The sequence below is a fragment of the Arthrobacter sp. R4-81 genome (assembly GCF_054792365.1).
In genome coordinates this window covers 3,434,579-3,459,367 of record NZ_CP096445.1, presented here as the reverse complement: position 1 = coordinate 3,459,367, position 24,789 = coordinate 3,434,579, and the positions used below count along the sequence as shown (strand labels likewise).

At 61.9% G+C, this 24,789-nt stretch carries 24 protein-coding genes; 19 read left to right on the top strand and 5 right to left on the bottom strand.

The genetic code is table 11. The annotated features are described in order from the left end of the window. Nucleotides 1–163: 163 nt before the first annotated feature. From glyA to M1E05_RS15905, 10 genes are all read left to right on the top strand, one after another. Nucleotides 164–1,465: a serine hydroxymethyltransferase gene (gene glyA / locus M1E05_RS15950; RefSeq protein WP_458113577.1), complete on the top strand. Its 1,302-nt coding sequence runs from the start codon at nt 164–166 to the stop codon at nt 1,463–1,465. A gap of 2 nt (nt 1,466–1,467) precedes the next feature. Then, nucleotides 1,468–2,373 carry a bifunctional methylenetetrahydrofolate dehydrogenase/methenyltetrahydrofolate cyclohydrolase gene (locus tag M1E05_RS15945; protein ID WP_458113578.1) on the top strand — a complete coding sequence of 302 codons (906 nt, stop codon included), beginning with the start codon at nt 1,468–1,470 and terminating at the stop codon, nt 2,371–2,373. A gap of 276 nt (nt 2,374–2,649) precedes the next feature. After that, nucleotides 2,650–3,561 carry an ABC transporter ATP-binding protein gene (locus tag M1E05_RS15940; protein WP_461165268.1) on the top strand — a complete coding sequence of 304 codons (912 nt, stop codon included), beginning with the start codon at nt 2,650–2,652 and terminating at the stop codon, nt 3,559–3,561. Then, the gene (locus M1E05_RS15935) at nt 3,554–4,429 is read left to right on the top strand and encodes an ABC transporter permease (protein ID WP_461163504.1); all 876 of its coding nucleotides are present in this window, start codon (nt 3,554–3,556) and stop codon (nt 4,427–4,429) included. The genes M1E05_RS15940 and M1E05_RS15935 overlap by 8 nt, the downstream gene beginning before the upstream one ends. After that, on the top strand, nt 4,426–5,259 hold the full coding sequence (locus M1E05_RS15930; protein WP_461163503.1) for an ABC transporter permease: 834 nt from the start codon (nt 4,426–4,428) through the stop codon (nt 5,257–5,259). Before M1E05_RS15935 ends, M1E05_RS15930 begins: the two co-directional genes overlap by 4 nt. A gap of 88 nt (nt 5,260–5,347) precedes the next feature. Further along, the gene (locus M1E05_RS15925; protein WP_458113581.1) at nt 5,348–5,926 is read left to right on the top strand and encodes a hypothetical protein; all 579 of its coding nucleotides are present in this window, start codon (nt 5,348–5,350) and stop codon (nt 5,924–5,926) included. 10 nt (nt 5,927–5,936) lie between these two features. Continuing rightward, on the top strand, nt 5,937–6,770 hold the full coding sequence (locus M1E05_RS15920) for an exodeoxyribonuclease III (RefSeq protein WP_461163502.1): 834 nt from the start codon (nt 5,937–5,939) through the stop codon (nt 6,768–6,770). An 18-nt stretch (nt 6,771–6,788) separates the two neighbouring features. After that, on the top strand, nt 6,789–7,889 hold the full coding sequence (trpS, locus tag M1E05_RS15915; RefSeq protein WP_461163501.1) for a tryptophan--tRNA ligase: 1,101 nt from the start codon (nt 6,789–6,791) through the stop codon (nt 7,887–7,889). A 205-nt stretch (nt 7,890–8,094) separates the two neighbouring features. After that, nucleotides 8,095–8,643, top strand: a complete 549-nt coding sequence (locus tag M1E05_RS15910) for a 2'-5' RNA ligase family protein (RefSeq protein ID WP_461165267.1) — start codon at nt 8,095–8,097, stop codon at nt 8,641–8,643. After that, nucleotides 8,588–9,760, top strand: coding sequence for a YihY/virulence factor BrkB family protein (locus tag M1E05_RS15905; protein WP_461163500.1), 1,173 nt, complete (start codon nt 8,588–8,590; stop codon nt 9,758–9,760). The genes M1E05_RS15910 and M1E05_RS15905 overlap by 56 nt, the downstream gene beginning before the upstream one ends. Here the strand turns inward: M1E05_RS15905 and M1E05_RS15900 are convergent. The 5 genes from M1E05_RS15900 to sdhC form a co-directional block, all read right to left on the bottom strand. Beyond that, the gene (locus tag M1E05_RS15900) at nt 9,717–10,487 is read right to left on the bottom strand and encodes an alpha/beta hydrolase family protein (protein ID WP_458113585.1); all 771 of its coding nucleotides are present in this window, start codon (nt 10,485–10,487) and stop codon (nt 9,717–9,719) included. The genes M1E05_RS15905 and M1E05_RS15900 overlap by 44 nt on opposite strands. Nucleotides 10,488–10,596: 109 nt before the next feature. After that, a complete protein-coding gene (locus tag M1E05_RS15895; protein ID WP_458113586.1) occupies nt 10,597–11,379 on the bottom strand; it encodes a succinate dehydrogenase iron-sulfur subunit in 783 nt (260 codons plus the stop codon). Nucleotide 11,380: 1 nt separating this feature from the next. Next, entirely contained in the window at nt 11,381–13,186 is a 1,806-nt protein-coding gene (sdhA, locus tag M1E05_RS15890; protein WP_458113587.1) for a succinate dehydrogenase flavoprotein subunit, read from the bottom strand. 115 nt (nt 13,187–13,301) lie between these two features. Further along, nucleotides 13,302–13,796: a succinate dehydrogenase hydrophobic membrane anchor subunit gene (locus M1E05_RS15885; RefSeq protein ID WP_309106176.1), complete on the bottom strand. Its 495-nt coding sequence runs from the start codon at nt 13,794–13,796 to the stop codon at nt 13,302–13,304. 3 nt (nt 13,797–13,799) lie between these two features. Further along, entirely contained in the window at nt 13,800–14,135 is a 336-nt protein-coding gene (gene sdhC / locus M1E05_RS15880) for a succinate dehydrogenase, cytochrome b556 subunit (protein WP_458114439.1), read from the bottom strand. Between the two features lie 301 nt (nt 14,136–14,436). On the opposite strand from sdhC, the gene M1E05_RS15875 reads away from it, so the two are divergent. The 9 genes from M1E05_RS15875 to M1E05_RS15835 all read left to right on the top strand — a co-directional run bounded on the left by M1E05_RS15875 (nt 14,437) and on the right by M1E05_RS15835 (nt 24,787). Continuing rightward, nucleotides 14,437–15,570 (top strand): mannose-1-phosphate guanylyltransferase, encoded by a 1,134-nt coding sequence (locus M1E05_RS15875; protein WP_458113588.1) that lies wholly within the window; start codon nt 14,437–14,439, stop codon nt 15,568–15,570. A gap of 112 nt (nt 15,571–15,682) precedes the next feature. Further along, nucleotides 15,683–16,882, top strand: a complete 1,200-nt coding sequence (locus M1E05_RS15870) for an amidohydrolase (RefSeq protein ID WP_461163499.1) — start codon at nt 15,683–15,685, stop codon at nt 16,880–16,882. Nucleotides 16,883–17,000: 118 nt separating this feature from the next. After that, complete coding sequence (locus M1E05_RS15865; protein WP_458114440.1) at nt 17,001–17,435, top strand: MarR family winged helix-turn-helix transcriptional regulator; 435 nt, start codon at nt 17,001–17,003, stop codon at nt 17,433–17,435. Between the two features lie 32 nt (nt 17,436–17,467). Continuing rightward, nucleotides 17,468–17,899: an organic hydroperoxide resistance protein gene (locus M1E05_RS15860; RefSeq protein WP_458113590.1), complete on the top strand. Its 432-nt coding sequence runs from the start codon at nt 17,468–17,470 to the stop codon at nt 17,897–17,899. Next, the gene (locus tag M1E05_RS15855; protein ID WP_461163498.1) at nt 17,896–18,912 is read left to right on the top strand and encodes an NADP-dependent oxidoreductase; all 1,017 of its coding nucleotides are present in this window, start codon (nt 17,896–17,898) and stop codon (nt 18,910–18,912) included. The genes M1E05_RS15860 and M1E05_RS15855 overlap by 4 nt, the downstream gene beginning before the upstream one ends. 259 nt (nt 18,913–19,171) lie before the next feature. Next, a complete protein-coding gene (locus M1E05_RS15850; protein ID WP_461163497.1) occupies nt 19,172–20,278 on the top strand; it encodes a BMP family lipoprotein in 1,107 nt (368 codons plus the stop codon). Between the two features lie 201 nt (nt 20,279–20,479). Further along, complete coding sequence (locus M1E05_RS15845) at nt 20,480–22,081, top strand: ABC transporter ATP-binding protein (protein WP_461163496.1); 1,602 nt, start codon at nt 20,480–20,482, stop codon at nt 22,079–22,081. Beyond that, nucleotides 22,074–23,477 carry an ABC transporter permease gene (locus M1E05_RS15840; protein WP_461163495.1) on the top strand — a complete coding sequence of 468 codons (1,404 nt, stop codon included), beginning with the start codon at nt 22,074–22,076 and terminating at the stop codon, nt 23,475–23,477. Before M1E05_RS15845 ends, M1E05_RS15840 begins: the two co-directional genes overlap by 8 nt. Further along, nucleotides 23,474–24,787 carry an ABC transporter permease gene (locus tag M1E05_RS15835; protein ID WP_458113595.1) on the top strand — a complete coding sequence of 438 codons (1,314 nt, stop codon included), beginning with the start codon at nt 23,474–23,476 and terminating at the stop codon, nt 24,785–24,787. The genes M1E05_RS15840 and M1E05_RS15835 overlap by 4 nt, the downstream gene beginning before the upstream one ends. Nucleotides 24,788–24,789 lie beyond the last annotated feature (2 nt).

Sequence of the window (24,789 nt, the reverse complement as noted above, 5' to 3'; positions counted from 1 at the left end):
GGTCATGTTTTGCCGGATGGCAGTGCACTATGCTGCCGCCTCTTGCTGTGGTTCTCCGTAGCGGCCGTCCTGTGTCCAGGGGACCCGTAACCAACGGGCGGAGCCATTCGCCAGCCGGTAGCCTGACCTTTAGCAGTAACCGTTCCCTAGCCAGGAGTTCTTCGTGACTACTTCCACTCCCACGACCTCGTCAGTGGTCAGCAACCAATCGCTGGCCGAGCTTGACCCCGAAATCGCAGCAGTCCTGGATCAGGAGCTCGGCCGCCAGCGCGGCACCCTGGAAATGATTGCCTCCGAGAACTTCGCCCCCCGCGCCGTGATGGAAGCCCAGGGCTCTGTCCTGACGAATAAGTACGCAGAAGGCTACCCGGGACGCCGCTACTACGGCGGCTGTGAATATGTCGACGTCGCTGAGCAGCTGGCCATCGACCGCGTCAAGACACTGTTCGGTGCTGAGTACGCCAACGTCCAGCCTCACTCCGGCGCCCAGGCCAACGCGGCGGCGCTCTCGGCCATGATCACCCCGGGTGACAAGATCCTGGGCCTGTCCCTGGCCCATGGCGGACACCTCACCCATGGCATGAAGCTGAACTTCTCCGGCAAGCTCTACAACGTGGCCGCTTACCAGGTGGAAGAGGACAACTTCCGCATCGACATGGACAAGCTGCGCGCACAGGCCATTGCAGAGAAGCCGCAGGTGATCATCGCCGGCTGGTCCGCCTACCCCCGCCACCTTGACTTCGCTGCCTTCCGCTCCATCGCGGACGAGGTAGGCGCACTGCTCTGGACCGACATGGCACACTTCGCCGGCCTGGTGGCAGCAGGACTGCACCCGAGCCCGGTGCCGCACTCCGACGTCGTTACCTCCACTGTTCACAAGACGCTTTCAGGTCCCCGCTCCGGCGTGATCCTGGCGAAGCAGGAGTGGGCCAAGAAGCTGAACTCCAACGTCTTCCCGGGCCAGCAGGGCGGCCCGCTCATGCACGTTATTGCCGCCAAGGCTGTCGCGTTCAAGATCGCCGGCACCGAAGAGTTCAAGGAGCGCCAGGAGCGCGTCCTTGAAGGCGCCAAGATCATCGCTGACCGCCTCACCGGGTCCGACGTCGCCGAAGCCGGCGTCTCGGTCCTCACCGGCGGCACCGACGTCCACTTGGTCCTGGTGGACCTCCGCAACTCGCAGCTGGATGGCCAGCAGGCCGAGGATCTCCTGCACTCGGTGGGTATCACCGTCAACCGAAACGCTGTCCCGTTCGACCCGCGCCCGCCGATGGTCACCTCCGGCCTGCGCATCGGTACGCCCGCTCTGGCCACCCGCGGCTTCGGCGCGGCGGAATTCACCGAGGTTGCAGACATCATCGCCACCGCCCTCAAGTCCGGTGCTGCCACTGACGTACAGGCACTCCAGGCCCGAGTAGACAAACTCGCCGCCGACTTCCCGCTGTATCCGCAGCATGAGCAGTGGTAAGCGTGGTTTCCACTGGCTCTCAGGGCACTGCCCAGGTTCTTGACGGCAAGGCCGTGGCTGCTGCCATCAAGACGGAACTGACGGAGCGCGTTGCCGCACTCACGGCCAAGGGAGTGGTGCCCGGGCTTGGCACCGTCCTGGTGGGCTCCGATCCCGGAAGCACCTGGTACGTGGCAGGAAAGCACAAGGACTGCGCCGAAGTTGGCATCACCTCCATCCGGCGCGACCTTCCGGATACTGCCACCCAGGAGGAGTTGCTGGAGGTTGTCCGGGAGCTGAATGAGAACCCGGACTGCACCGGCTACATCGTCCAGCTTCCGTTGCCCAAGCACATCGACCAGGACGTCATCCTTGAGGCCATGGACCCTGACAAGGACGCCGACGGCCTGCATCCGATGAACCTCGGACGGCTGGTGGCCAACGTCAGCGGACCGATGAAATCCCCTTTGCCCTGTACGCCCAAGGGCTGTGTGGAGTTGCTGACCCGTCACGGAATCGACCTCAATGGCAAGCGGGTGCTGGTGGTTGGGCGCGGTGTCACCATCGGCCGACCGGTCGGACTCCTGTTGACCCGTAAAGACGTCAACGCCACGGTTATTCTGGCCCACACCGGCACCAGGGACCTGCCCGCCGAACTCCGGCAGGCCGACGTCGTGATTGCTGCTGCCGGCCAGCCGCACATGATCAAGGCGCAGGACCTCAAGCCGGGGGCCATAGTGCTCGACGTCGGCGTGAGCCGTGTCGACGACGGCAACGGTAAGGCTGTTGTCACCGGAGATGTTGATCCCGAGGCCGCCGATGTTGCGGCGTGGTTGTCGCCCAACCCGGGCGGCGTGGGTCCGATGACCCGCGCGATGCTGCTCGAGAACGTAGTGGAATCAGCGGAGCGGCAAGCAGGTTTGGCCTGACCCGCAGGAATCGCCTAAAGCTTGCGAGCTCTGAACGTGAAAGGGTACCCGGCCATTCACTGGCCGGGTACCCCTCGTGTTTAACGACTGGCCCGTATTTGGGCATTCCGGGCAAGCTCTGGACAATATCCCAAATCGAATGAATATTTCGAGAGAGAACTCTTTCTTTGTTCGAATACGAGTACTAGCGTTAGGTGGGTGCCAGAACTCGTGTCGAAAGAAAAAGCATCCTCCCGCCCTCCCCGTAATGACCGCAAAGACACAGACGAGTACGTCATTACCGCGCAGAACCTGAGCAAAACCTACGGCGACGTCACCGCCGTCGACGATATTTCCTTCAACGTCCCGGCTGGTGAAGCCTTCGGATTGCTTGGGCCGAACGGCGCGGGCAAGTCGACCACCATGAAGATGATCGGTGGCGTCTCGCAGCGCACATCGGGCCGGCTCACCATCATGGGCCTCGACCCCGACCAGCATGGACCTGAGGTGCGTGCCCACCTGGGGGTTGTGCCGCAACAGGACAACCTGGACGAGGAACTGCGTGTCCGCGACAACCTCCTGGTCTACGGACGCTACTTCGGCCTGCCTATGAGCTACCTGCGGCCCAAGGCCGACGAACTCCTCGAATTTGCGCAGCTGACGGATAAGGCGAAGTCCAAGGTGGATGCCCTGTCCGGAGGCATGAAGCGCCGCCTGACCATTGCGCGCTCACTGATCAATGAGCCGCGGATCCTGTTGCTGGACGAACCCACCACCGGCCTTGACCCCCAGGCGCGGCACATCCTCTGGGACCGGCTGTTCCGGCTCAAGGAACAAGGCGTCACGCTGATCCTGACTACCCACTACATGGATGAGGCTGAACAGCTGTGCGACCGGCTGATTGTGGTGGACAAGGGAAAGATCATGGCTGAAGGATCCCCTGCCAGCCTGATCCGGGAGTACTCCACCCGGGAAGTGCTGGAACTGAGGTTCGGGTCCGAACGCAACACGTCCATCGGTGCAGAGCTGGAGGGCATCGGTGAACGGATCGAGACCCTTCCCGACCGGGTGCTCATTTACGCCGAGGACGGAGAGGCCGCCCTTGAACAGGTGTCTGCCCGCGGCCTTCATCCACTCACGTCACTGGTCCGCCGGTCATCGCTCGAAGACGTGTTCCTCCGCCTCACGGGGAGGAGCCTCGTTGACTGAACCTAAGGCAGCAACTGCTTCAGGCGGCGGGGCGGGTGCAGCTACACTCCGCCGAGCGCATTCTCCGGAGATCTCGGCCGCCCGCGCCCGTCGCTGGGGTGCTTTCTACTATATGGAACAGGTCCTTCGCGTGATGAAGGGCTACACCTGGACCATCGTGATGTACGGCGTCGGGCAACCCGTCGCCTACTTGTTCGCCATGGGCGTGGGATTGGCGACCCTTGTGGATGCAAACAGCACCTCAGCATTCGGCGGCGTGAGCTACCTTGTGTTCATCGCGCCTGCCCTGCTGGTCTCTGCTTCCGTGATGACAGCAGCCAACGAATTCACTTTCCCCGTGATGGACGGCTTCAAGTGGCGCCGCACCTATTACGGCCCCCATGCTTCGCCGTTGACTCCTTCACAGATCGCAAGCGGGCACGCCATGGCTGTCACCCTGCGCTTTGTGGTCCAGTCCGCCCTCTACTTCGTGGTTGTGGCGCTCTTCGGCGCCTCGCCGAGCGGCTGGGGATGGGTATCCGTGCTTGTGGCCACTCTCGCCGGATTGTCCTTCGGGCTGCCCCTGATGGCGTATTCAGCTTCGATTAAGGAAGACAAAGGCCAGTTCGCTATGGTCATGCGCTTCATCGTGATGCCGTTGTTCCTGTTCTCCGGCACGTTCTTTCCGCTCGACACCTTGCCGCTGGTGGTGCGGTGGATCGGCTGGATCTCGCCCATCTGGCATGGCACCGAGCTGGGGCGGGTCTTCAGCTACGGCTACGAGGAGGCTCCGCTCCTGACCATCGTCCACATCGTTTTCCTCATCAGCCTGGCAGCCGTGGGATGGGTTCTGACCAAACGTCAGTTCGAGAAAAGGATGGCCTCATGAACGTCCTCACGGAGGGTCACAGCGTTACCGAGGCCGCTCGCAACAGGTCCTTCGGTCCTCTCTATTCACGCAACGTAAAGGCCGTAGTGGCGCGCGGCCTCATGGCAACCAAGAGCAGCAACTGGATGGTGATGCTCTCCGGCTTCTTCGAACCGGTACTGTTCCTCATTTCCATGGGGGTCGGGCTCGGAGCCATTGTTGGTACTGTCCAGGGGCCGGGCGGTTCCGACATCAGTTACACCGCCTACATCGCTCCGGCGTTGCTGGCGGTTTCGGCCATGAACGGGGCGGTCTACGACTCCACTTGGAATGTGTTCTTCAAGATGAACTTCGCCAAGCTGTACCAGGGGATGCTCTACACCTCCCTGGGTCCCCTGGACGTGGCCATGGGGGAGATCTTCCTGGCGCTGCTGCGCGGGCTGCTGTACGCCACAGGCTTCACCGCCGTGATGGGCCTGATGGGCCTGATCACCACGCCGTGGGCGCTGCTCATGATTCCAGCGGCGGTGCTGATAGCTTTTGGGTTTGCCAGCTTCGGCATGGGTGTTACGAGTTTCATGAAGACCTTCCAGCAGATGGACTGGATCAACTTCGTGATGCTCCCGATGTTCCTCTTCAGCGCCACCTTCTACCCGCTCAGCGTCTACCCGCAGACTATCCAGTGGTTCATCCAGGCGATGCCGCTCTGGCATGGGGTCGAGCTGCTGCGGCAAATCAGCGTGGGCGTGTTCACCCCGGCCACTCCGATCCACATCGGCTACTACCTCGTGATGATCGTGCTGGGTGTACTCCTGACCACCGGACGGCTCCGCAAGTTGTTCCTGAAGTAAGCTCCTCAAGTTGTCCTGAAGCCATTGGTCCGTTCGCCCGCGGTGGAAGCGGGCATGGAGCCACTGTTGCGTTTGCCATACTTGGTGTATGCGATCTCTGGGCAATCCCGCGTCCCCCTCCCAACCAGGTAACTCCAAACCGGCCAAGCGCGGGTTCAGTATGTTCCGCATCAGCGGACTGGGGATGACGGTTTTCATCATCGCCTTCCTGGTCGCTGTTATTTTCGCAGCAAACCAGAACGACGTCGTGGGCTGGGTTATCGCCATCATCGCCTTCTTCTGGCTGGCCTTGGCGGCCTTCGTGGTCCTCAGCATCCAAAGGGCGGCCAAAAAGGCGGGGGCAAAAATCACAGAGGCGCAGAACGCGTTTAACTCCGCCGCAGGCCTGGCGCCTTCACCGTCCAGCTCCGGCCGCGGTGGAACACGTCTGGTGGCCGAGCGCAGCAATGCCGATGAGGTGCGGGACCTGAAGCTGGATCACTCCTTCAAGATCGTTCAGGTTCAGGTGCGTGTGGTGGAGAAAGAGCGGGAAAAGGGTGCAGCCGCTGATCAGGACACCATTGGCCGTGCCTTGGAGACAATCGAGATCACAGCCACCAATGCAAGGGACATGATCAAGTCCTCGGGCGGTAACGACCAGCCCGTCAGCGGAACCATCATCGACTAGAGTAGTGCGGGTGACCTCGGCTTTGAAGAAGGATTACCTTCGTATCGCATCAGTAAACGTCAACGGACTACGTGCTGCCTACAAGAAGGGCATGTCCGCATGGCTGGAGCCCCGCGAGGTCGACATCCTTTGTCTCCAGGAAGTCCGCGCGCCGGACGCCGTCGTGCGGGAACTCCTCGGCGAGGGCTGGCACATCCTGCATGCTGAAGCCGAGGCCAAAGGCCGTGCCGGTGTCGCGATCGCTTCCCGCACGGACCCTGTGGCCACGCGTTCAGGTATCGGGGACGATTACTTCGCTACCACCGGCCGCTGGGTTGAGGCGGACTTCTACGTGACCGATACGGCAGGCCAAACGGCGCAGCTGACCGTCGCCAGTGCCTACGTACATTCAGGGGAGGCCGGCACACCCAAGCAGGACGACAAGTACCGTTTTCTGGACGTCATGAGCACCCGACTTCCGGAGCTGGCCAAGCACAGCGACCACGCTTTGGTGGTGGGCGATCTGAACGTCGGACACACCGAACTGGACATCAGGAACTGGAAGGGCAACGTAAAGCGTGCCGGCTTCCTGCCTGAAGAGCGCGCTTACTTTGACCGTTTTTTTGGTGAGGAAATCGGATGGAGGGATGTCCACAGGGGCCTGGCAGGAAATGTTGATGGCCCCTACACCTGGTGGTCACAGCGGGGTAAGGCCTTCGACGCGGACACAGGCTGGCGCATCGACTACCACATGGCTACTCCCGGCCTCGCCGCCGCAGCATTTTCGGCGGTTGTGGACAGGGCCGCTTCATGGGACACCCGTTTCTCCGACCATGCACCGCTGGTAGTGGACTACCGGCTCTAACCCTTAAGGCTTCTCCGAATGACCTCTCCTTCCACCGTGACCGACCCCGGGGCCTCCGCCCAGCCCTTGCCTTCTGCTGACGGTCAACGGAAAACGGCGGCGCGGCACCGCATCCTTTCGGGAATGCAGCCTTCGGCTGATTCCCTGCACCTGGGCAACTACCTCGGCGCGCTGGTCAACTGGGTCCGGATGCAGGATGAATACGACGCCGTGTTCTTCATTCCGGATCTTCACGCCATCACCATCCCGTACGACCCCGCGGAACTTGCCCGACGGACCCGCATTACGGCCGCCCAGTACATTGCCGGCGGCGTCGATGTGGAAAAGTGCACGCTGTTTGTCCAGTCCCAGGTGCCCGAGCATGCCCAGCTTGCCTGGGTGCTGAATTGCATCACGGGCTTCGGCGAGGCTTCGCGGATGACCCAGTTCAAGGACAAGTCGCTGCGGCACGGCTCGGACCAGGCCAACGTGGGGCTGTTTACCTACCCCGTGCTTCAGGCGGCGGACATCCTGCTCTATCAGCCGCACGGTGTTCCGGTAGGCGAGGACCAGCGCCAGCACGTGGAACTCAGCCGCGACCTCGCTAACCGCTTCAACACCCGCTTCGGCGAAACGTTTACGGTGCCCGAACCCTTCATCCAGAAGGCTTCGGCAAAGATCTATGACCTCCAGAACCCGACAGCCAAGATGTCCAAGTCGGCTGAGTCTCCTGCCGGCCTCATCAACCTCCTGGACGAGCCCAAGCTCATAGCCAAGAGGATCAAGTCGGCAGTCACGGATGCCGAAACCGAGATCCGGTTTGACCGGGAAACGAAGCCCGGCGTTTCAAACCTCCTGACTATCTACTCCTCGATCACCGGCCAGAGCGTGGAAGCACTCGTTGAGGCCTACCAGGGCAAAATGTACGGCCATCTGAAGGTCGATCTGGCCGAGGTTGTCACCGAGCATCTGTCACCCATCAGGGAGCGCGCCAACGAGTTGCTCGGGGATCCGGCTGAACTCGATCGCCTGCTGGCCCACGGCGCAGACAAGGCACGGGCCATCGCGGGTGCCACTCTGCAGGATGTTTACACCAAGGTGGGTTTCCTGCCGTACGCCGGAGCCAAAGGAGTCCGCTAACCCGATGGCCGCTGCGAGTAAAGTCTCATCAAACCAAGTCTCCAACACCACAGGACGTGGCGCGGGAAAGTCAGTTGATGACGCTGTGACCCGGAAGAACGCGCAAGGGCGACTTTCGGCGCAGCCTGACGTTGAAGCGCAGCGGGGCCGTTCGACACAGCGTGACCTTGAAGCACAGCGTGATCTTGATACACCGACGGAAGGCATGAGCGTCGGGGTCATCCTGGGCTTTCCGCCGGACATCGCATTGGAATTGCAGCAGTGGCGGGCATCGTTTGGCGACCCCATGGCTGATGTGGTCCCGGCGCACATCACGCTGGTCACCACCACACTGACGGACGACTGGGAAGCGACGCTGAGCCATGTCCGGGAAGTGGCAAGGAACCAGGAACCTTTCACCGTCAGCATCGCCGGAACCGGGTCCTTCCGCCCCGTCTCCCCGGTGGTGTTCCTCAACGTGGAGGACGGGTTCGGGGCTTGTGTGGATCTCCATGAAAGGCTCCAGACCGGCCCTCTTGAGCGTGACCTTCCTTTTGCCTACCACCCGCATGTGACCATCGCCCACGATGTCGCCCCCGAGAGCCTCGACGAGGCCGAAACGGTGTTGAAGGACTACAGGGCCACCTTCCCTGTGGTTAGCATGGGACTCTACGAGCACGACACCAACGGCATCTGGCAGCTACGGGAAGAGTTGGATTTTGGTATCGAAACTGACCACCCCCGAGGGGCGGACAGCTCAGCGCGGTCCCGCTGACCCGACCCCCGCTGACAGGCCCCTGCCCACCAACCTGGCCCAGCTGCAGCTGGAGATTATCCGCAGGAAGCTCGAGTGGGGCAAAACCCGCCGTGCTGGCGGCGGCGCCCTCAAATCCCTGACGGCGATGGTCCAGTGGCTCGTCGCCCGGCTCAACGCCCTTCGCCCCGTACGGGCCATGCAGCAGTACAACCTTCAGCGCGGACCACTCCTGAGCGCCGGTATTGGCTTCAACATGTTCTTTTCCATCACTGGTCTCCTCACTACGGGCTTTTCCATTGCAGGCCTGCTGCTGCGCGGTCAGCCTGTGCTCCTGGACAGAATCGTCAGCAGTGTATCGGCTGCCGCTCCTGGACTGTTGACAAGGGAGGGCAGGGAAGGCCTGGTGGCCCCGGAGGAACTGCTAAACCCTGACGGGCTGGGATGGACAGCCGTCATAGCCGCCGTAGTAACAGTGGTGACGTCCCTCCGCTGGATTGGCGGCATGCGCGGCGGCTTGCGCATAATCCATGAGTTGCCTCCGCTGACGATGAATCCTGTGCTCCTCAAACTCAAAGAGGCAGGAATACTTCTGCTGCTCGGTGTTGCGCTTGTAGTCAGCGCCGGCGCATCCCTGGTCTTCGGCACTGCTGCCGGCTGGGTGACGGAGCAGTTCCGGCTCGACACGCTGCTCTCCGGGCCGCTGACCACCTCCATTAAGATCGGCGTGCCGCTGGTGCTGGCGTGGGTCACGGCCGTCATCATGTTCCGATTGGCAGGCGGGTTGCGGCTGTCCCGCCGGGCGCTGCTGGAGGGAACCATCCTTGCGGCGCTGGGAACCGGTGTCCTGCAGATCTTCAGCACGGAATTGCTCGCAAGCGCCGGCCGGAACCCGATCCTGGCCCCGTTCGCGATCATTATCGGCTTGTTGATCTGGTTCAACCTGGTCAGCCAGGTGTATCTGATGGCTGCAGCCTGGTCCAAGGTACGCGAGGAGGACCTCAAAAGGGCGCCCGCCGGAAAAATAACAGGCTGGGGCCCCCGCCGGGTGCAGCCCGGCAAAACACCGGTCGATCCGGAGCGTGCGCTGGAGGCTACCGTCCGGCGTCGAGGTACTGATCAGCCCAGGCAGAAATAATCCTGCCTGCACGCGCCGCCTGCCCCTTGCCTGTGAGCAGGTGGTCGCTGCCTTCCAGGGAGACGAAGCTGCGGGGGTGCCGTGCCGTCTGGAAGATGGTGCTGGCGTTTTCGATGCCCACGGTGTTGTCGGTGGGGGAGTGGAGGACCATCAGCGGCTTGTGCAGGCGCTTGATGCAGTCGGTAAGGTCGGCGTTTTCAAGATCCTCGACGAAGTGCCGGCGGATTTCCACCCGTTTGCCGCCGAGGTCCACTTCGGCGCTGCCTTCACTGAGGATCTTGTCCAGGGCAGCGTCAAAGACGTGGGCAACATGCTTCGGTGAGAATGGCGCCGCGACAGTAGCGACGGCGTCGAGCTCGGGAATGTGCTGGGCAGCGGCCAGCACGGCGGCACCACCAAAGGAGTGCCCCACCAGAATCGAAATGGTTTTTCCCTGTGCACGCATGAATTCGGCAGCACGGACCGTGTCAGCCACCTTGTGGCTGAAGGATCCTTCAGACCACAACCCCGCTGAATCGCCCAGTCCAAGGTTGTCGAAGCGGAGCATCCCCACGCCGTTATCTGCCAGGGCTTTGCACATCCGCGAGGCCGAAGGGCTGTCCTTGCCGAGCGTGAACCCATGCGAGAACACACCCCACCCTTTAACCTGGCCGTCGGGAACGTCGAGAATCCCGGACAGGATCTCGCCCGTTGTTCCCTCGAAGCTGATTTTCTCCGACCGTGACATCGCTTGCCTTTCAGTTCTGCTGAAACGACGACGGCGCCGGCCCACCGCTGGGGTGAGGGGCGCCGTCGTCGCTATAGAGCCTTGTTAGTAGACCTTGGTACTAAACGCGTCAGATCTTGCGGGACAGGATGGCCTGCTTGACCTCAGCGATTGCCTGCGTTACCTGGATGCCGCGGGGGCATGCCTCGGAACAGTTGAAGGTGGTGCGGCAGCGCCACACACCTTCCTTGTCATTGAGGATCTCCAGGCGCATGTCGCCGGCGTCATCGCGTGAATCGAAGATGAAGCGGTGGGCGTTCACGATGGCAGCGGGGCCGAAGTACTGGCCGTCGGTCCAGAAGACGGGGCACGAGGACGTGCACGCGGCGCAGAGAATGCACTTGGTGGTGTCGTCGAACCGCTCGCGGTCTTCGGCGGACTGCAGGCGTTCCTTGGTGGGTTCGTGGCCTCTGTTGATGAGGAACGGCATGACTTCGCGGAAGGACTGGAAGAACGGTTCCATGTCCACGATGAGGTCCTTCTCCACCGGGAGGCCCTTGATGGGTTCCACCGTGATGGGCTTGGACGTGTCCAGGTCCTTCAGAAGCGTTTTGCAGGCAAGGCGGTTGCGGCCGTTGATGCGCATGGCATCCGAGCCACAAACACCATGGGCGCAGGAGCGGCGGAAAGAGACACTGCCGTCGATTTCCCACTTGATCTTGTGCAGGGCATCCAGCACACGGTCGGTCCCGTACATGGTGACCTTGAAGTCATCCCAGGTCGCTTCGGCGGAGACCTCGGGGTTATAGCGGCGCACACGCATGGTGACGTCGAATGTGGGGATCTCTCCGCCACCTCCAACGTGCGCTGGCAGTTCGATCTTGGAGGCTGGCTCAGCAAGTTCAGCGGACATCTTAGTACTTCCTCACCATCGGCTCGTAGCGCGTGAAGACAACGGGCTTGGTGCCAAGCCTGATGCCGGCGATTGCCTCTGCGGAACCGGTTCCGTCCGCAGGTGCGTGCTCGTCCTTGTACGCCATGGAGTGCTTCATGAATTTGTCGTCGTCGCGCTCGGGGAAGTCCTCGCGGAAGTGACCGCCACGGGATTCTTCCCGGTGCAGGGCAGCCACGGTCATCACCTTGGCGAGTTCCAGCAGGAAGCCAAGCTCCACGGCTTCCAAAAGATCCAGGTTAAACCGCTTGCCCTTGTCCTGGACGCTGATGCGCTTGTACCGCTCCTCGAAGGACGCGATGTCCCGCAGAACCTGGTTCAACGTTTCGGCGGTCCGGAACACCTGCATGTTGGCGTCCATGGTGTCCTGCAGCTCCTTGCGGATCACAGCCACCTTCTCGTCACCGGTCCCGTTGCGGGCGATGTTCAGCAGCTCGATCGTGTACGCCTCCGGATCCTCCGGGAGCTCAACGAAGTCTGCTGTCTTGGCATATTCCGCAGCGGCGATGCCGGCACGCTTGCCGAAGACGTTGATGTCCAGCAGGGAGTTGGTGCCGAGGCGGTTCGAGCCGTGCACCGACACGCAGGCAACCTCGCCCGCGGCGTACAGGCCGGGAACCACGGTGTCGTTGTCCTGCAGGACTTCCGTGGTGATGTTGGTGGGAATGCCGCCCATGGCGTAGTGCGCCGTCGGGAAAACCGGAACCGGTTCGGTGTAGGGCTCCACACCGAGGTAGGTGCGGGCGAATTCGGTGATATCCGGCAGCTTGGCGTCGATGTGCGCCGGTTCAAGGTGCGTCAGGTCAAGGAGCACGTAGTCCTTGTTCGGACCGCAACCGCGCCCTTCACGGACCTCGTTGGCCATGGAACGGGCCACAATGTCACGCGGGGCAAGGTCCTTGATGGTGGGGGCGTAGCGCTCCATGAAGCGTTCACCCTCCGAGTTTCGCAGGATGGCGCCTTCGCCACGGGCGGCCTCCGAGAGGAGAATGCCGAGGCCCGCGAGGCCTGTCGGGTGGAACTGGAAGAACTCCATGTCCTCCAGGGGGATTCCGCGGCGGAAGGCGATGCCCATGCCGTCACCGGTGAGGGTGTGGGCGTTGGAGGTGGTCTTGAACACCTTGCCGGCGCCGCCGGAAGCGAACACCACGGACTTGGCCTGGAATACGTGCAGCTCACCGGAGGCGAGGTCGTAAGAGACGACGCCGGCCACGCGCTTCTGCTTGTACGGCGTGCCATCCTCACGGAGGGCGTCTTCTTCGACGGTCAGGAGGTCAAGGACGTAGTACTCGTTGTAGAACTCAACGTTGTGCTTGACGCAGTTCTGGTACAGGGTCTGGAGGATCATATGCCCTGTGCGGTCAGCTGCGTAGCATGCCCGGCGGACGGGAGCCTTGCCGTGATCGCGGGTGTGGCCACCGAATCTGCGCTGGTCAATCCGGCCCTCAGGGGTGCGGTTGAACGGCAGGCCCATCTTTTCCAGGTCCAGGACGGCGTCAATCGCTTCCTTCGCCATAACCTCGGCGGCATCCTGGTCAACCAGGTAGTCACCGCCCTTAATGGTGTCGAAGGTGTGCCACTCCCAGTTGTCTTCCTCGACATTGGCCAACGCCGCACACATGCCACCCTGCGCTGCACCGGTGTGCGAGCGGGTGGGGTAGAGCTTGGTCAATACTGCTGTTCGCGCACGCTGACCGGATTCGATCGCTGCGCGCATGCCAGCACCACCGGCACCGACGATAACGACGTCGTACTTATGGACCTGCATACCAGACGCTCTTTCTCTCAAAATTCGCTATAAAAGCACGGGCCGGCGGAGCCTGCACCGTAAAACCTGAAACGTGGAATCACTGCCAGCGCCGATGCAGGCAGTAGGGCAGCCCCTAGACTGCGGGGCAGAAGCCACCCTGCAACGGGACGCCGTCGATCATGGGGCACGGGTTGAACGTAAAGATCACCAGGGTGCCCAGGATGATGATGACGGTGGTGGCGGCGTAGAGGACCATCTTCAGCCAGAAGCGGGTGGAGTCCTTTTCCGCGTAGTCATTAATGATGGTGCGGACGCCGTTGGTGCCGTGAAGCATGGCAAGCCACAGCATGGCAAGGTCCCAGACCTGCCAGAACGGGTCCGCCCACTTGCCGGCAACGAAACCGAAGTCGACGGCCTTGATGCCCTCGCCCACGAGCAGGTTGACGAAAAGGTGCCCAAAGATCAGGACAACAAGGACAACGCCGGAGAGCCGCATGAAAAGCCAAGCGAACATTTCAAAGTTGCCACGGGAGCCGCCTGTCCGGCGGTATTGCGGAGCAACGACGCCGGCAGCAGGCTTGCCACTGATCTGGCCGCTGCGTGGGGGCTGGATCTCTGTTGCAGACATGGCTTAGTGACCTCCGAAGGCGAGGGAAAGGTGGCGGATGGAGAAGGCCACCATGGTGACAACCCAGAGAGCCAGGACAGTCCACAGCATCTGGCGCTGGTACTTGGCACCCTTCTTCCAGAAGTCAACGGCGATGATCCGCAGGCCGTTGAAGGCGTGGAACACAATTGCTGCGACGAGGCCCGTTTCACCCACGGCCATCAGCGGGTTCTTGTAGGCAGCGATCACATGGTTGTAGGCCTCGGGGGACACGCGCACCAGTGAGGTGTCCAGGACATGGACCAACAAGAAGAAAAAGATCACTACACCGGTAATACGGTGTCCTACCCAGGACCACATGCCTTCACGGCCGCGGTACAAGGTGCCAGCTGGTTTTGTCGGCACTGAATAAACCTCCCTGCAACACAGCGGCGCTGGCGTGGGATCCACGCGGGGGGAACGCCTGCTGCGAGAGCACTCGTAGCTCGGGCCTAAATCTAGGCTTCGCTCACAGCTTATTCAATTTAGGCACTCCTTGGTGGCCAGTAACAGCGCGGATTTCACGAAATGATGAGACAAATGCCACATAATGAGGGGTTGCGCACGCTTACAAGCAGGGTGCGGGGGCTGCCCTGAGGCGCTTCCGCTAAAGTAGGCCGTGATGAGAGACGACAATGTGACAAACCAGAATTCACCGTTGGACCGTTTTATTGCGGTGATTCCGGCCGGCGGAGTGGGGACCCGCCTTTGGCCCCTGTCACGGGCAGCAGCTCCGAAATTCCTCCACGACCTCACGGGATCCGGCAGCACGCTGCTCCGTGCCACCTACGATCGCCTGGAGCCGCTGGCCGGTAAGCAGGTCCTGGTAGTGACTGGAACAGCGCACCGGACGGCTGTCTGCAGCCAACTGCCCGAACTGCACGACAGCGACCTCGTGCTCGAAAGCGAACCCAAGGATTCTGCCGCAGCCATCGGCCTGGCCGCAGCCATCCTGCACCAGCGGGATCCGGACACCATCATGGGATCCTTCGCCGCGGATCACGTCATCAGCCCTGACGACCTCTTTCAGGACACAGTCCGGCAGGCAATCCACACCGCCGCGGCCGGCAAGATCGTCACCATCGGTATCAAACCAACCCACCCGTCCACCGGCTTCGGCTACATCCGCTCCGGACGTAACCTGGCTGTTCCGTTGGCACCCAGCGCCCAGGCGGTAGTGGAGTTTGTGGAAAAGCCCAGCGAAGAAGTGGCTCAGCAGTATGTGGATAGCGGTGATTACGTCTGGAATGCGGGCATGTTCGTCGCTCCGGTCGCCCTCATGCTCAAGCACCTCGAGGCCAACCAGCCCGAACTTTTCAAGGGCCTGCTGGAAATCGCCCAGGCCTGGGATGGTCCGGAACGTGACGAAGTGACGGCACGCGTCTGGCCGTCGCTTCCGAAGATCGCCATTGACTATGCCGTGGCTGAACCTGCAGCAGCGGCGGGGGACGTCGCCGTCGTGCCTGGTCTTTTCCGCTGGGACGACGTCGGAGACTTCGCCTCGGTGGGAAGGCTGAACAGCGCAAAGGAAGTACATGATGTCACCGTCCTCGGCGAAGGCGCCCGGGTGTTCACGGAGAATGCCTCTGGGGTGGTGGTCTCGGATACCAAGCGCGTCATTGCCCTGATCGGCATCAAGGACGTGGTCATCGTGGACACTCCCGATGCCTTGCTGGTGACCACCAAGGAGCACTCCCAGCGCGTCAAGGCTGCTGTTGACGCGCTCAAGGCGAGCGGCGACACCGACGTCCTCTGACGGCCTTCTCTGCCGGCCTCTCCATCGGCTAAGACCGGCTAAAAAACCGGCTGTAACCGTAACGGGCCGACGGCGATGCCGCTATTCTTTGTACGCTCGCTAGAGTTATTGCGTGCGCAATTACACTACTGAAGCTGAGCCCACCGACCTGGTGGGGCCATGGCTGGAGTCTCTCCTGCCGGAACTGATCGAATTCCGGCGTGACCTCCATGCGCACCCGGAGCTGTCGTTCAAGGAGTTCCGCACCACCGACAAGCTCGTGGAGCGGCTCGAAGCAGCAGGGCTCAAACCGCGCAGGCTTGAGGGTACCGGGCTCACCGTTGATGTCGGCGATGGGCCCATTGCGACGGCCCTGCGCGGGGACATCGATGCCTTGCCGATCATTGAGGAAACAGGCCTCCCGTTCGCCTCCAAGAACCACGGTGTGACGCACGCCTGTGGCCATGACGTGCACACTGCCACCATGCTCGGGATTGCACTCGTGCTGCACCGGATGCATCTTGAGTCGCCGCTGCGTGGTTCTGTCCGCATCGTCTTCCAGCCGGCGGAAGAGACCATGCCCGGGGGTGCCCACTCGTGCATCGAGCAGGGCGTGCTCGACGGCGTGCCGCGCATCCTTGCGCTTCACTGTGATCCCCGGATCGACGTCGGCAAGATCGGCACACGGATCGGCGCCATCACGTCAGCCTCGGACACCATCAAGATCACCCTTAGTGGCAGGGGAGGGCATACTTCCCGCCCGCACCTCACCGAAGACCTCGTGTTTGCCCTTTCTCAGATCGCCGTCAACGTACCCGCGGTCCTGTCGCGGCGCGTTGATGTTCGTAGCGGGGTCTCAGTTGTCTGGGGCCAGATTTCAGCAGGCTCGGCGCCCAATGCCATTCCGGCCAACGGCTTTATGGCCGGCACCATGCGCTGCCTGGACCGCGACGCGTGGAAGAGCGCCGGCGAACTCCTGGATGAGATTGTCCACGAGATTGCCGCTCCCTATGGGGTTGAGGTCCACCTCGAGCACACCCGTGGGGTCCCGCCCGTGGTCAACTCCGAACACGAAACGGCCCTGATCGAAGCCGCCGCGCGTGCCGAAATCGGCGAAGGCGCCGTTGTGCTCACACCGCAGTCGATGGGCGGGGAGGACTTCGCCTGGTTCCTGGCCGAGCGTCCGGGCGCAATGATGCGGCTAGGCACCAAGACCCCCGGCGGGGAAGAATACGATCTCCACCGCGGCGACTACATCCTGGACGAGCGGGCCCTCGGCTACGGCATCCAGGTGCTCACTGCTGCAGCGCTCCGCACCATCCGCGACCTCTAGTCACTTCAGCGCGGACTGGCAGCATCTGCTGCCAGTCCGCGCTTTCCTTTAGTGGTGGTTTGGTGGTTCTTCCGGTAATTGAGTTGTGCACAATCTAATTGTGGGCTACCGTTACGGCATGACCGATGCTCCCAGACTCAACCGCCAGCTGTGCTTCGCCCTTTACTCGGCGTCAAAAGCAGCCACTGCCGTTTACCGGCCCATCCTGGAGGAACTGGGGCTCACTTACCCGCAGTACCTCGTGATGCTGGTGTTATGGGAGAACGAGCCGCGGAGCGTCCGGGAACTGGGGGAGGAGCTCGGCCTGGATTCGGGAACACTTTCACCGCTTCTGAAACGGCTTGAGTCGCTTGAGCTGGTGGAGCGCCGCCGGTCAGCCCTTGACGAGCGCCGGATGGAAATTACGCTGACCGACGCCGGCAGGAACCTCAGCGCGAAGGCAGCCGGGATTCCCCAGCACCTTGCAGATGCCGCCAAGCTCTCTGCCGCTGAGCTGGAACAGCTGCGCGCAACCTTGGACAGGCTGACCTCTGCCCTCCACGGTCATCTCTGAGAATTAACCACCCACAACAGATCGGGTACCACATGAAGACCCTTTACACTGCAGAAGCACTGGCGTCGGGCGAAGGCCGTGAAGGCAGTGCCCGCAGCAAGGACGGCAAGCTGGACGTTACTCTGGCCGCCCCGGTGGAGCTCGGAGGCGACGGCCAGGGGACCAACCCTGAGCAACTGTTCGCCGCCGGCTACGCCGCATGCTTCCACTCCGCACTGCGCACTGTTGGCCGTAAATACCGCGCCGACCTGACCGATTCCGCCGTTGCAGCGAGGATTCACATCGGCGCACTGGAGCACGGACCCGGCTACGGCCTCGCCGCCGAACTCGAAATCGCCCTTCCCGCACTGGATCTTGCAACGGCAGAGGAGCTGGTTGCCAAAGCACATCAGATCTGCCCGTATTCCAATGCCACGCGCGGCAACATCAACGTCGACATCAAGATCCTGGAGGTGGCCGCATGAGCCAGGAAACCGTCACAACCACCCGTGTCATCCAGCTGGCATCCCGGCCCTCAGGCCGTCCCGTGCCGGAGAACTTCCGTCTTGCAGAAGCCGCCGTCCCGCAATTGGCAGACGGCGAGGTGCTGGTGCGGAACCTTTTCATCTCCGTGGACCCCTACATGCGTGGCCGCATGAATGACGTCAAGTCCTACTCGGCACCGTTCGCGGTGGGGGAAGCGCTCGACGGCGGAGCAGTAGGCGAGGTCATCGCGTCCCGGTCCTCTGACCGGAAGGTGGGGGACGTCGTCGTGCATTCACTGGGCTGGCGTGAACACTCTGTTGCGGCGGCGGGCTCCACGACGGTTGCCCGCACTGACTTGGCCCCCTCCTCCGCCTTTCTGGGCGCGCTGGGGATGACTGGGCTCACGGCTTATGCAGGCCTTTTGAAGGTAGCGGAGTTCAAGGAAGGCGACGCCGTTTTCGTTTCCGGTGCTGCCGGGGCAGTAGGATCCCTCGTTGGTCAGATAGCGAAAGCAATGGGTGCACCCCGCGTTATCGGTTCGGCAGGCTCGCAGGAGAAAGTGGACAGGCTGCTTGAACTTGGGTTCGATGCCGCCTTCAATTACCATGACGGCCCCGTGAAGGATCAGCTTAAGGAAGCGGCCGGCGACGCCGGGATCGACGTGTACTTCGACAACGTGGGCGGCGAACACCTTGAGGCCGCGTTGTCCGTCCTGAACATCGGCGGACGGGTGGCGATGTGCGGCGCGATTGCCCAGTACAACGCCACCGAGCCAACCCCTGCCCCGCACAACCTGATGCTGGCCATCGGAAAGCAGCTCACTTTGAGGGGATTCCTGGTAGGCGGCCAGCGGCAGCATGCAGCCGAATTTGCCGGCAGGATGGCCGGCTGGCTGGCCGAGGGCACCGTCCGTTATGACGAGACGATAGTGGACGGACTGGAGAACGCGCCGCAGGCATTTATGGATCTCCTCGACGGTGCAAACACCGGGAAAATGCTCGTACGCCTGTAGGTTCCCCGTTGACGTTCAGAGACTGGCGTCATGTGACTTGCACTCACCCCTACCCGTAGGTAACAAGTTCTCAACGATATGCCGATATGGCGTCCAGCATGGGCCAGGACGTGTTCCAGGACACTAAAGTTGCTTGTATCAGTGCGCTACGGCGCAGTGCTGCGAACCCATCAGTGAAAACAGAATTTCAGTGTGGAGCATTAGAAACGGACACTCATTGAACCGTCGTAGCGCCTATCTCTTTTTTCCTGGAGGAACATTGAAGAACTCACTGCGTGCAACCGTCAAGCGCGGTTCCATGGTTGGCGTTGCCACCGCAGGTGCGGCCGCTCTCCTGCTGACGGCTTGCGGGGCTCCCCCTGAAGCGGGGGGCCCGACTGCCACGACCAGCGATTACGCCGGCTGCATCGTGTCAGACTCCGGTGGATTCGACGACCAATCTTTCAACCAGTCCTCGTACGAGGGCTTGAAGAAAGCCGAAGCGGACCTGGGCATCAAGGTCAACCAGGTTGAATCCAAGACCAACAATGATTTCGAGCCGAACCTCAACGCCATGGTCACGGCAGGCTGCGACCTCACCCTCACGGTCGGATTCCTCCTGGGCGACGCCACGAAGAAGATCGCCACCGCCAACCCGGACAGCCACTTCGCCATTATCGACTTCAACTACACCCCGGCCATCAGCAACGTCAAGCCGATCATCTACGACACCGCGCAGGCAGCCTTCATGGCCGGGTACCTGGCTGCCGGAACCACGAAGACCGGAACAGTTGCGACCTTCGGCGGCATCAAGATCCCCACCGTCACCATCTTCATGGACGGCTACGCCGACGGCGTGAAGTACTACAACGAACAGAAGGGCAAGGACGTCAAGGTCCTTGGCTGGGACAAGGCAGCCCAGGACGGCAGCTTTACCGGTGACTTCGAAAAGCAGGACAAGGGCAAGCAGCTGACCCAGAACTTCCTGGATCAGGGTGCGGACATCGTCATGCCCGTCGCGGGTCCGGTCGGTAAGGGCGCTGGTGCTGCGCTGAAGGAAGCCAAGGCCGCAGGCAAGGACGTCAAACTCATCTGGGTTGACTCTGACGGCTTCCGCACCGCTCCTGATTACAAGGACATCATGCTGACTTCCGTGATGAAGCAGATGGGTGATGCTGTCGAGACCGTGGTGAAGGAAGACAAGGAAGGCACGTTCTCCAACACCCCGTACGTCGGTACCCTGGCTAACAACGGCGTCCAGCTTGCCCCCTTCCACGACCTGGAATCGGCCGTCCCGTCAGAGCTGAAGACGGAACTGGAACAGATCAAGAAGGACATTGTGGACGGCAAGCTGAAGGTGGAATCCACCGCCAGCCCCAAGGTCTGATCCCCAACGCCCTGATCCCAACGCAAGGCGCCGCCACCCGGACAGTTACGACTGGACGGGCGGTGGCGCTTTTCGTTGGCATTCTCCTTTTTTCGTTGTGCATGGCCTGGCTCCGCCCACAGCGGCAGGTACTAGGCTGATGCTGCAGCCACATATCCCGTCCGGCCAGAAGCGCCGGACGCTTCGAGATTGGTCAGAGTTTTGAAACTTGAACTCAAGGGGATTACCAAACGCTTTGGCTCCCTGCTAGCCAACGATCACATTGATGTGGTTGTTGAACCCGGTCAGATCCACTGCCTGTTGGGTGAGAACGGCGCCGGCAAGTCCACCCTGATGAACGTCCTCTACGGCTTGTACGAGCCCACTGACGGCGAGATCCTCATTGACGGAAAACCCGTCAGCTTCCGCGGGCCAGGAGACGCCATGGCCGCCGGCATCGGTATGGTGCACCAGCATTTTATGCTGGTGCCTGTTTTTACAGTTGCCGAAAACGTCGCACTGGGCGCCGAAGCCACCAAAGCGGGTGGCTTCCTGAACCTGGACGATACGCGGCGGAAAATCAAGGAAATCTCTGACCGCTACGGGTTCGACGTCGATCCTGACGCCCTCGTGGAAGACCTCCCCGTGGGCGTCCAGCAACGCGTCGAAATCATCAAGGCCCTGGTCCGCGACGCAAAGGTCCTCATCCTGGATGAGCCGACGGCAGTGCTCACCCCGCAGGATACCGACGAACTGCTTGACATCATGCGCCAGCTCAAGAGCGGCGGCACTTCGATCGTCTTTATCTCGCACAAGCTCCGGGAAGTGAAGGCAGTCTCTGACACCATCACGGTGATCCGGCGAGGCAAGGTGGTGGGAACTGCTCCTCCTGGGGCTTCAACCACTGAGCTGGCTTCCATGATGGTGGGCCGCTCCGTGAGCCTCACGCTGGACAAGGAGCCGGCCAGCCCCCAGGAAACCACTTTCGAAGTCCGGGACCTCACCGTGATTGCCCCCAGCGGGCAGCACGTGGTGGACGGAATCAGTTTCAGCATCGCCCGGGGCGAGATCCTTGCCGTGGCCGGTGTCCAGGGCAACGGCCAAACGGAACTCACCGAAGCGATTCTGGGCCTGCAGGAGCGGGTCCAAGGATCCATCCTGCTCGACGAGAAGGAACTCCTTGGCCGCAGCGTCAAGGAAGTGCTCCAGGCCGGCGTCGGATTCGTTCCCGAGGACCGGAAAGTGGACGGACTGATCGGCACCTTCTCCATCGCCGAGAACCTGGTACTGGACCTCTACGATCAGTCTCCCTTCGCCAAAGGAATCGGCATGAGCCCGGCCAAGGTCCTGGAGAACGCCACGTCCAGGATTGGGGAATTCGATATTCGCACCCCGTCCGGAGCTTTGGCCGCCGGCACCTTGTCCGGCGGAAACCAGCAGAAGGTGGTCATGGCGCGCGAGCTGTCGCGTCCGCTTCGTCTTTTCATCGCCTCCCAGCCCACCCGTGGTGTGGACGTAGGCTCCATTGAATTCCTGCACCGGCGAATCGTCGCCGAACGCGACAACGGCACTCCGGTCATGATCGTGTCCACTGAACTGGATGAGGTCATGGAGCTGGCAGACCGGATTGCAGTGCTTTACAAGGGCAAGCTGGTGGGGATTGTTCCAGCCGGCACCAGCAGGGACGTGCTGGGCCTGATGATGGCAGGTCTTTCTCCCGATGAGGCAGCCCACGCCGATCGCGCCCATCATCATGGATCACCGGATGATGGATCATCTTCTGAACCCTCCACCTCCCGCGCCGAAGGAGGCGACCATGTCTGAGAAACACAAACACGTGGCGGACAACCATTCGAAGAAGCCGACGAAGTCAACAGGCGCCGAGAATTCCGACAACGCCGCTGATGCGCCGGCCCCCGCGGAGGACACAGCCGCTGCCGTATCACTGGACACGGCCGGCGGCGCGATGGGCCCTTCAGCGGTGCCCGTGTCTGCCCAGAGTGGAACGCTGCCCGGCGGACCTGACACCCTCCTCCGTAAGATTTTCACCGGCAGCGGGATGGTTTCCCTCCTGGCCGTTCTCCTGGCGCTGATCCTGGGCGGTTTGCTCATTGCCAGTACGGACAAGCAGGTGGGAGCCACAGCCACCTACCTTTTCGCCCGGCCCAGTGATTTCCTCCTGGCGGTCTGGAATGCAGCCACACGTTCGTATGTCGCCCTGTTCCAAGGGTCAGTGTTCAACCCCCGGGGGAACACGGCTGCTGCCCAGTTCGCGCCGTTCATGGAGACCCTCACCATAGCGACGCCGCTGATCACGGCAGGCTTGGGTGTGGCACTTGCTTTCCGCGCCGGCCTGTTCAACATCGGTGCCCAGGGACAGATCATCATGGCAGGTATCCTTGCGGCCTGGGTCGGCTTCGCGCTGCATCTGCCGCTGGGCCTGCATCTGCTGCTGGTCCTCGTGGCGGGCATTATCGGCGGTGCCATCTGGGGAGGCCTGGTGGGTTACCTCAAAGCACGCACCGGTGCCCACGAAGTGATTCTGACCATCATGTTCAACTACATAGCGCTGTACTTCCTCCGGTACCTGCTGAATACCCCCGCATTTCAGCGTCCGGGGGAGACCAACCCTATTTCCCCCATCCTCGATCCGACGGCCGTCTATCCGCAGATTTTTGGCACGCAGTACCGGCTCCACCTCGGCTTTGTCCTTGCCATCGCGGCCACTGTACTGGTGTGGTGGCTCCTTAACCGCTCCACCATCGGCTTCGAATTCCGGGCAGTTGGCGCCAACCCCAAGGCCGCACTGACTGCAGGAATCAACGTTCCACGCGCCACCATCCTTGTGATGGCCCTCGCCGGGGCCTTGGCTGGCATGTCCGGTGTGGCCCAGGTAGCGGGAACGGAGAAGGTCCTCACCGACGGGGTCGCGGCCACCTATGGTTTTGATGCCATCACTGTGGCGCTGTTGGGGCGTTCGACGCCGTGGGGGACCTTCGCAGCTGGCCTGCTGTTCGGCGCCTTCCGCGCAGGCGCAGTCCAGATGCAGATCCAAACCGGAACCCCTATCGACATTGTCCTGGTGGTCCAGTCGCTCATCGTCCTGTTCATCGCCGCCCCGCCGCTGGTGCGGGCCGTCTTCGGGTTGAACCCGCGGCGGAAGAAAACGGCTACCGCCGGTAAGTCCACAACGGCAGCCACCACCGGAGGTGCAGCATGAGCACAACAACCACAGCACCAAAGCCAGGAACCCCGCAGCCGGGCTCTACCCGGATCCAGGGCTCCTCAGCCAAACCGGTCACCTGGAAAATCCCCATCCTGCTGGCGGCGCTGGGCCTCGTGGCCTTTGTGTTCTTTGGAGTCATGGGTCCCAACCAGACCGCAAAGTTCGGGATCTCCTCAGCGGGCGACTTCTTCCAGCTGCCAGTCATCGAAGTGCCGGCGTTCCTTGCGGGCATTGTGCTGTCCGTGGTCCTTCTCGGCTTGGCCGGATATGCGGTGTATCTGAAGACGAGGAACCAGTCCGCCCCGCGGTGGCTTCCCATTGCGTTCATCGTCGTCTTTGTCGTGGCCTTCCTGATCTGGCTGGTGGGAGGCGCGCGCACGCCGAACATTTCCCTTGCCGGTTTGATCGCCGGATCCGTGACGCTAGCCGTTCCGCTGGTCTTCGGCTCGCTGTCAGGCGTCTTGTGTGAGCGGGTCGGCGTGGTGAATATCGCTATCGAGGGACAACTGCTCGGCGGTGCCTTCACGGCCGCCATCGTCGCAAGCATTACCAAGAACCCCTTTATCGGACTCCTGGCCGCGGCCATTGCCGGCGCCGTCGTCTCCATGGTCCTTGCCCTGTTCAGCATCAAATACCTCGTCAACCAGATCATCGTCGGTGTGGTGCTGAACGTCCTGGTGTCCGGACTGACCGGATTCATGTTCAGCACGGTGATGCAGGCCGACCCGGAGCAGTTCAACTCGCCGGACAGGCTGCCTATTGTGGACATCCCGGTGCTCTCCAGCATTCCCCTGATCGGGCCCATCCTCTTCAGGCAATCCGTGGTTGGCTACCTCATGTACATTGCGGTGATCGTGGTGTGGATTGGATTGTTCAAGACGAAGTGGGGCCTCCGGGTCCGTGCGGTGGGTGAACATCCGGAAGCAGCTGACACCATGGGCATCAAAGTCAACGCCACCCGATTCTGGAACGTCACCCTCGGCGGAGCGATTGCCGGTATCGGCGGCTCGTTCTTTACCCTTGTGGCCATCGACAGCTTCACCAAGGAGATCTCCGGCGGGCGCGGCTTCATCGCCCTGGCTGCCCTGATCTTCGGGCGATGGAACCCCATCGGAGCCTTCTTTGCCGCATTGCTGTTCGGTTTTGCCGACAACCTGCAAAGCATCGTGACCATCATCGGTACCCCCGTGCCGAGCCAGTTCATGGCCATGCTGCCGTACCTGGTAACCGTGCTGGCCGTGGCCGGGTTGGTGGGTCGCTCCAGACCACCTGCGGCCAGCGGCATTCCGTACGTCAAGGGTTGACG

What these genes read in the sequence shown, in the direction of transcription:
- M1E05_RS15865 (WP_458114440.1), top strand. Translation starts at nt 17,001, where the DNA reads ATGACCGATGCTCCCAGACTCAACCGCCAGCTGTGCTTCGCCCTTTAC.
- M1E05_RS15855 (WP_461163498.1), top strand. Translation starts at nt 17,896, where the DNA reads ATGAGCCAGGAAACCGTCACAACCACCCGTGTCATCCAGCTGGCATCC.
- M1E05_RS15925 (WP_458113581.1), top strand. Translation starts at nt 5,348, where the DNA reads ATGCGATCTCTGGGCAATCCCGCGTCCCCCTCCCAACCAGGTAACTCC.
- M1E05_RS15835 (WP_458113595.1), top strand. Translation starts at nt 23,474, where the DNA reads ATGAGCACAACAACCACAGCACCAAAGCCAGGAACCCCGCAGCCGGGC.
- sdhC (WP_458114439.1), bottom strand. Translation starts at nt 14,135, where the DNA reads ATGTGGTCCTGGGTAGGACACCGTATTACCGGTGTAGTGATCTTTTTC.
- M1E05_RS15875 (WP_458113588.1), top strand. Translation starts at nt 14,437, where the DNA reads ATGAGAGACGACAATGTGACAAACCAGAATTCACCGTTGGACCGTTTT.
- M1E05_RS15900 (WP_458113585.1), bottom strand. Translation starts at nt 10,487, where the DNA reads ATGTCACGGTCGGAGAAAATCAGCTTCGAGGGAACAACGGGCGAGATC.
- trpS (WP_461163501.1), top strand. Translation starts at nt 6,789, where the DNA reads ATGACCTCTCCTTCCACCGTGACCGACCCCGGGGCCTCCGCCCAGCCC.
- M1E05_RS15910 (WP_461165267.1), top strand. Translation starts at nt 8,095, where the DNA reads ATGAGCGTCGGGGTCATCCTGGGCTTTCCGCCGGACATCGCATTGGAA.
- M1E05_RS15840 (WP_461163495.1), top strand. Translation starts at nt 22,074, where the DNA reads ATGTCTGAGAAACACAAACACGTGGCGGACAACCATTCGAAGAAGCCG.
- M1E05_RS15895 (WP_458113586.1), bottom strand. Translation starts at nt 11,379, where the DNA reads ATGTCCGCTGAACTTGCTGAGCCAGCCTCCAAGATCGAACTGCCAGCG.
- sdhA (WP_458113587.1), bottom strand. Translation starts at nt 13,186, where the DNA reads ATGCAGGTCCATAAGTACGACGTCGTTATCGTCGGTGCCGGTGGTGCT.
- M1E05_RS15860 (WP_458113590.1), top strand. Translation starts at nt 17,468, where the DNA reads ATGAAGACCCTTTACACTGCAGAAGCACTGGCGTCGGGCGAAGGCCGT.
- M1E05_RS15930 (WP_461163503.1), top strand. Translation starts at nt 4,426, where the DNA reads ATGAACGTCCTCACGGAGGGTCACAGCGTTACCGAGGCCGCTCGCAAC.
- M1E05_RS15885 (WP_309106176.1), bottom strand. Translation starts at nt 13,796, where the DNA reads ATGTCTGCAACAGAGATCCAGCCCCCACGCAGCGGCCAGATCAGTGGC.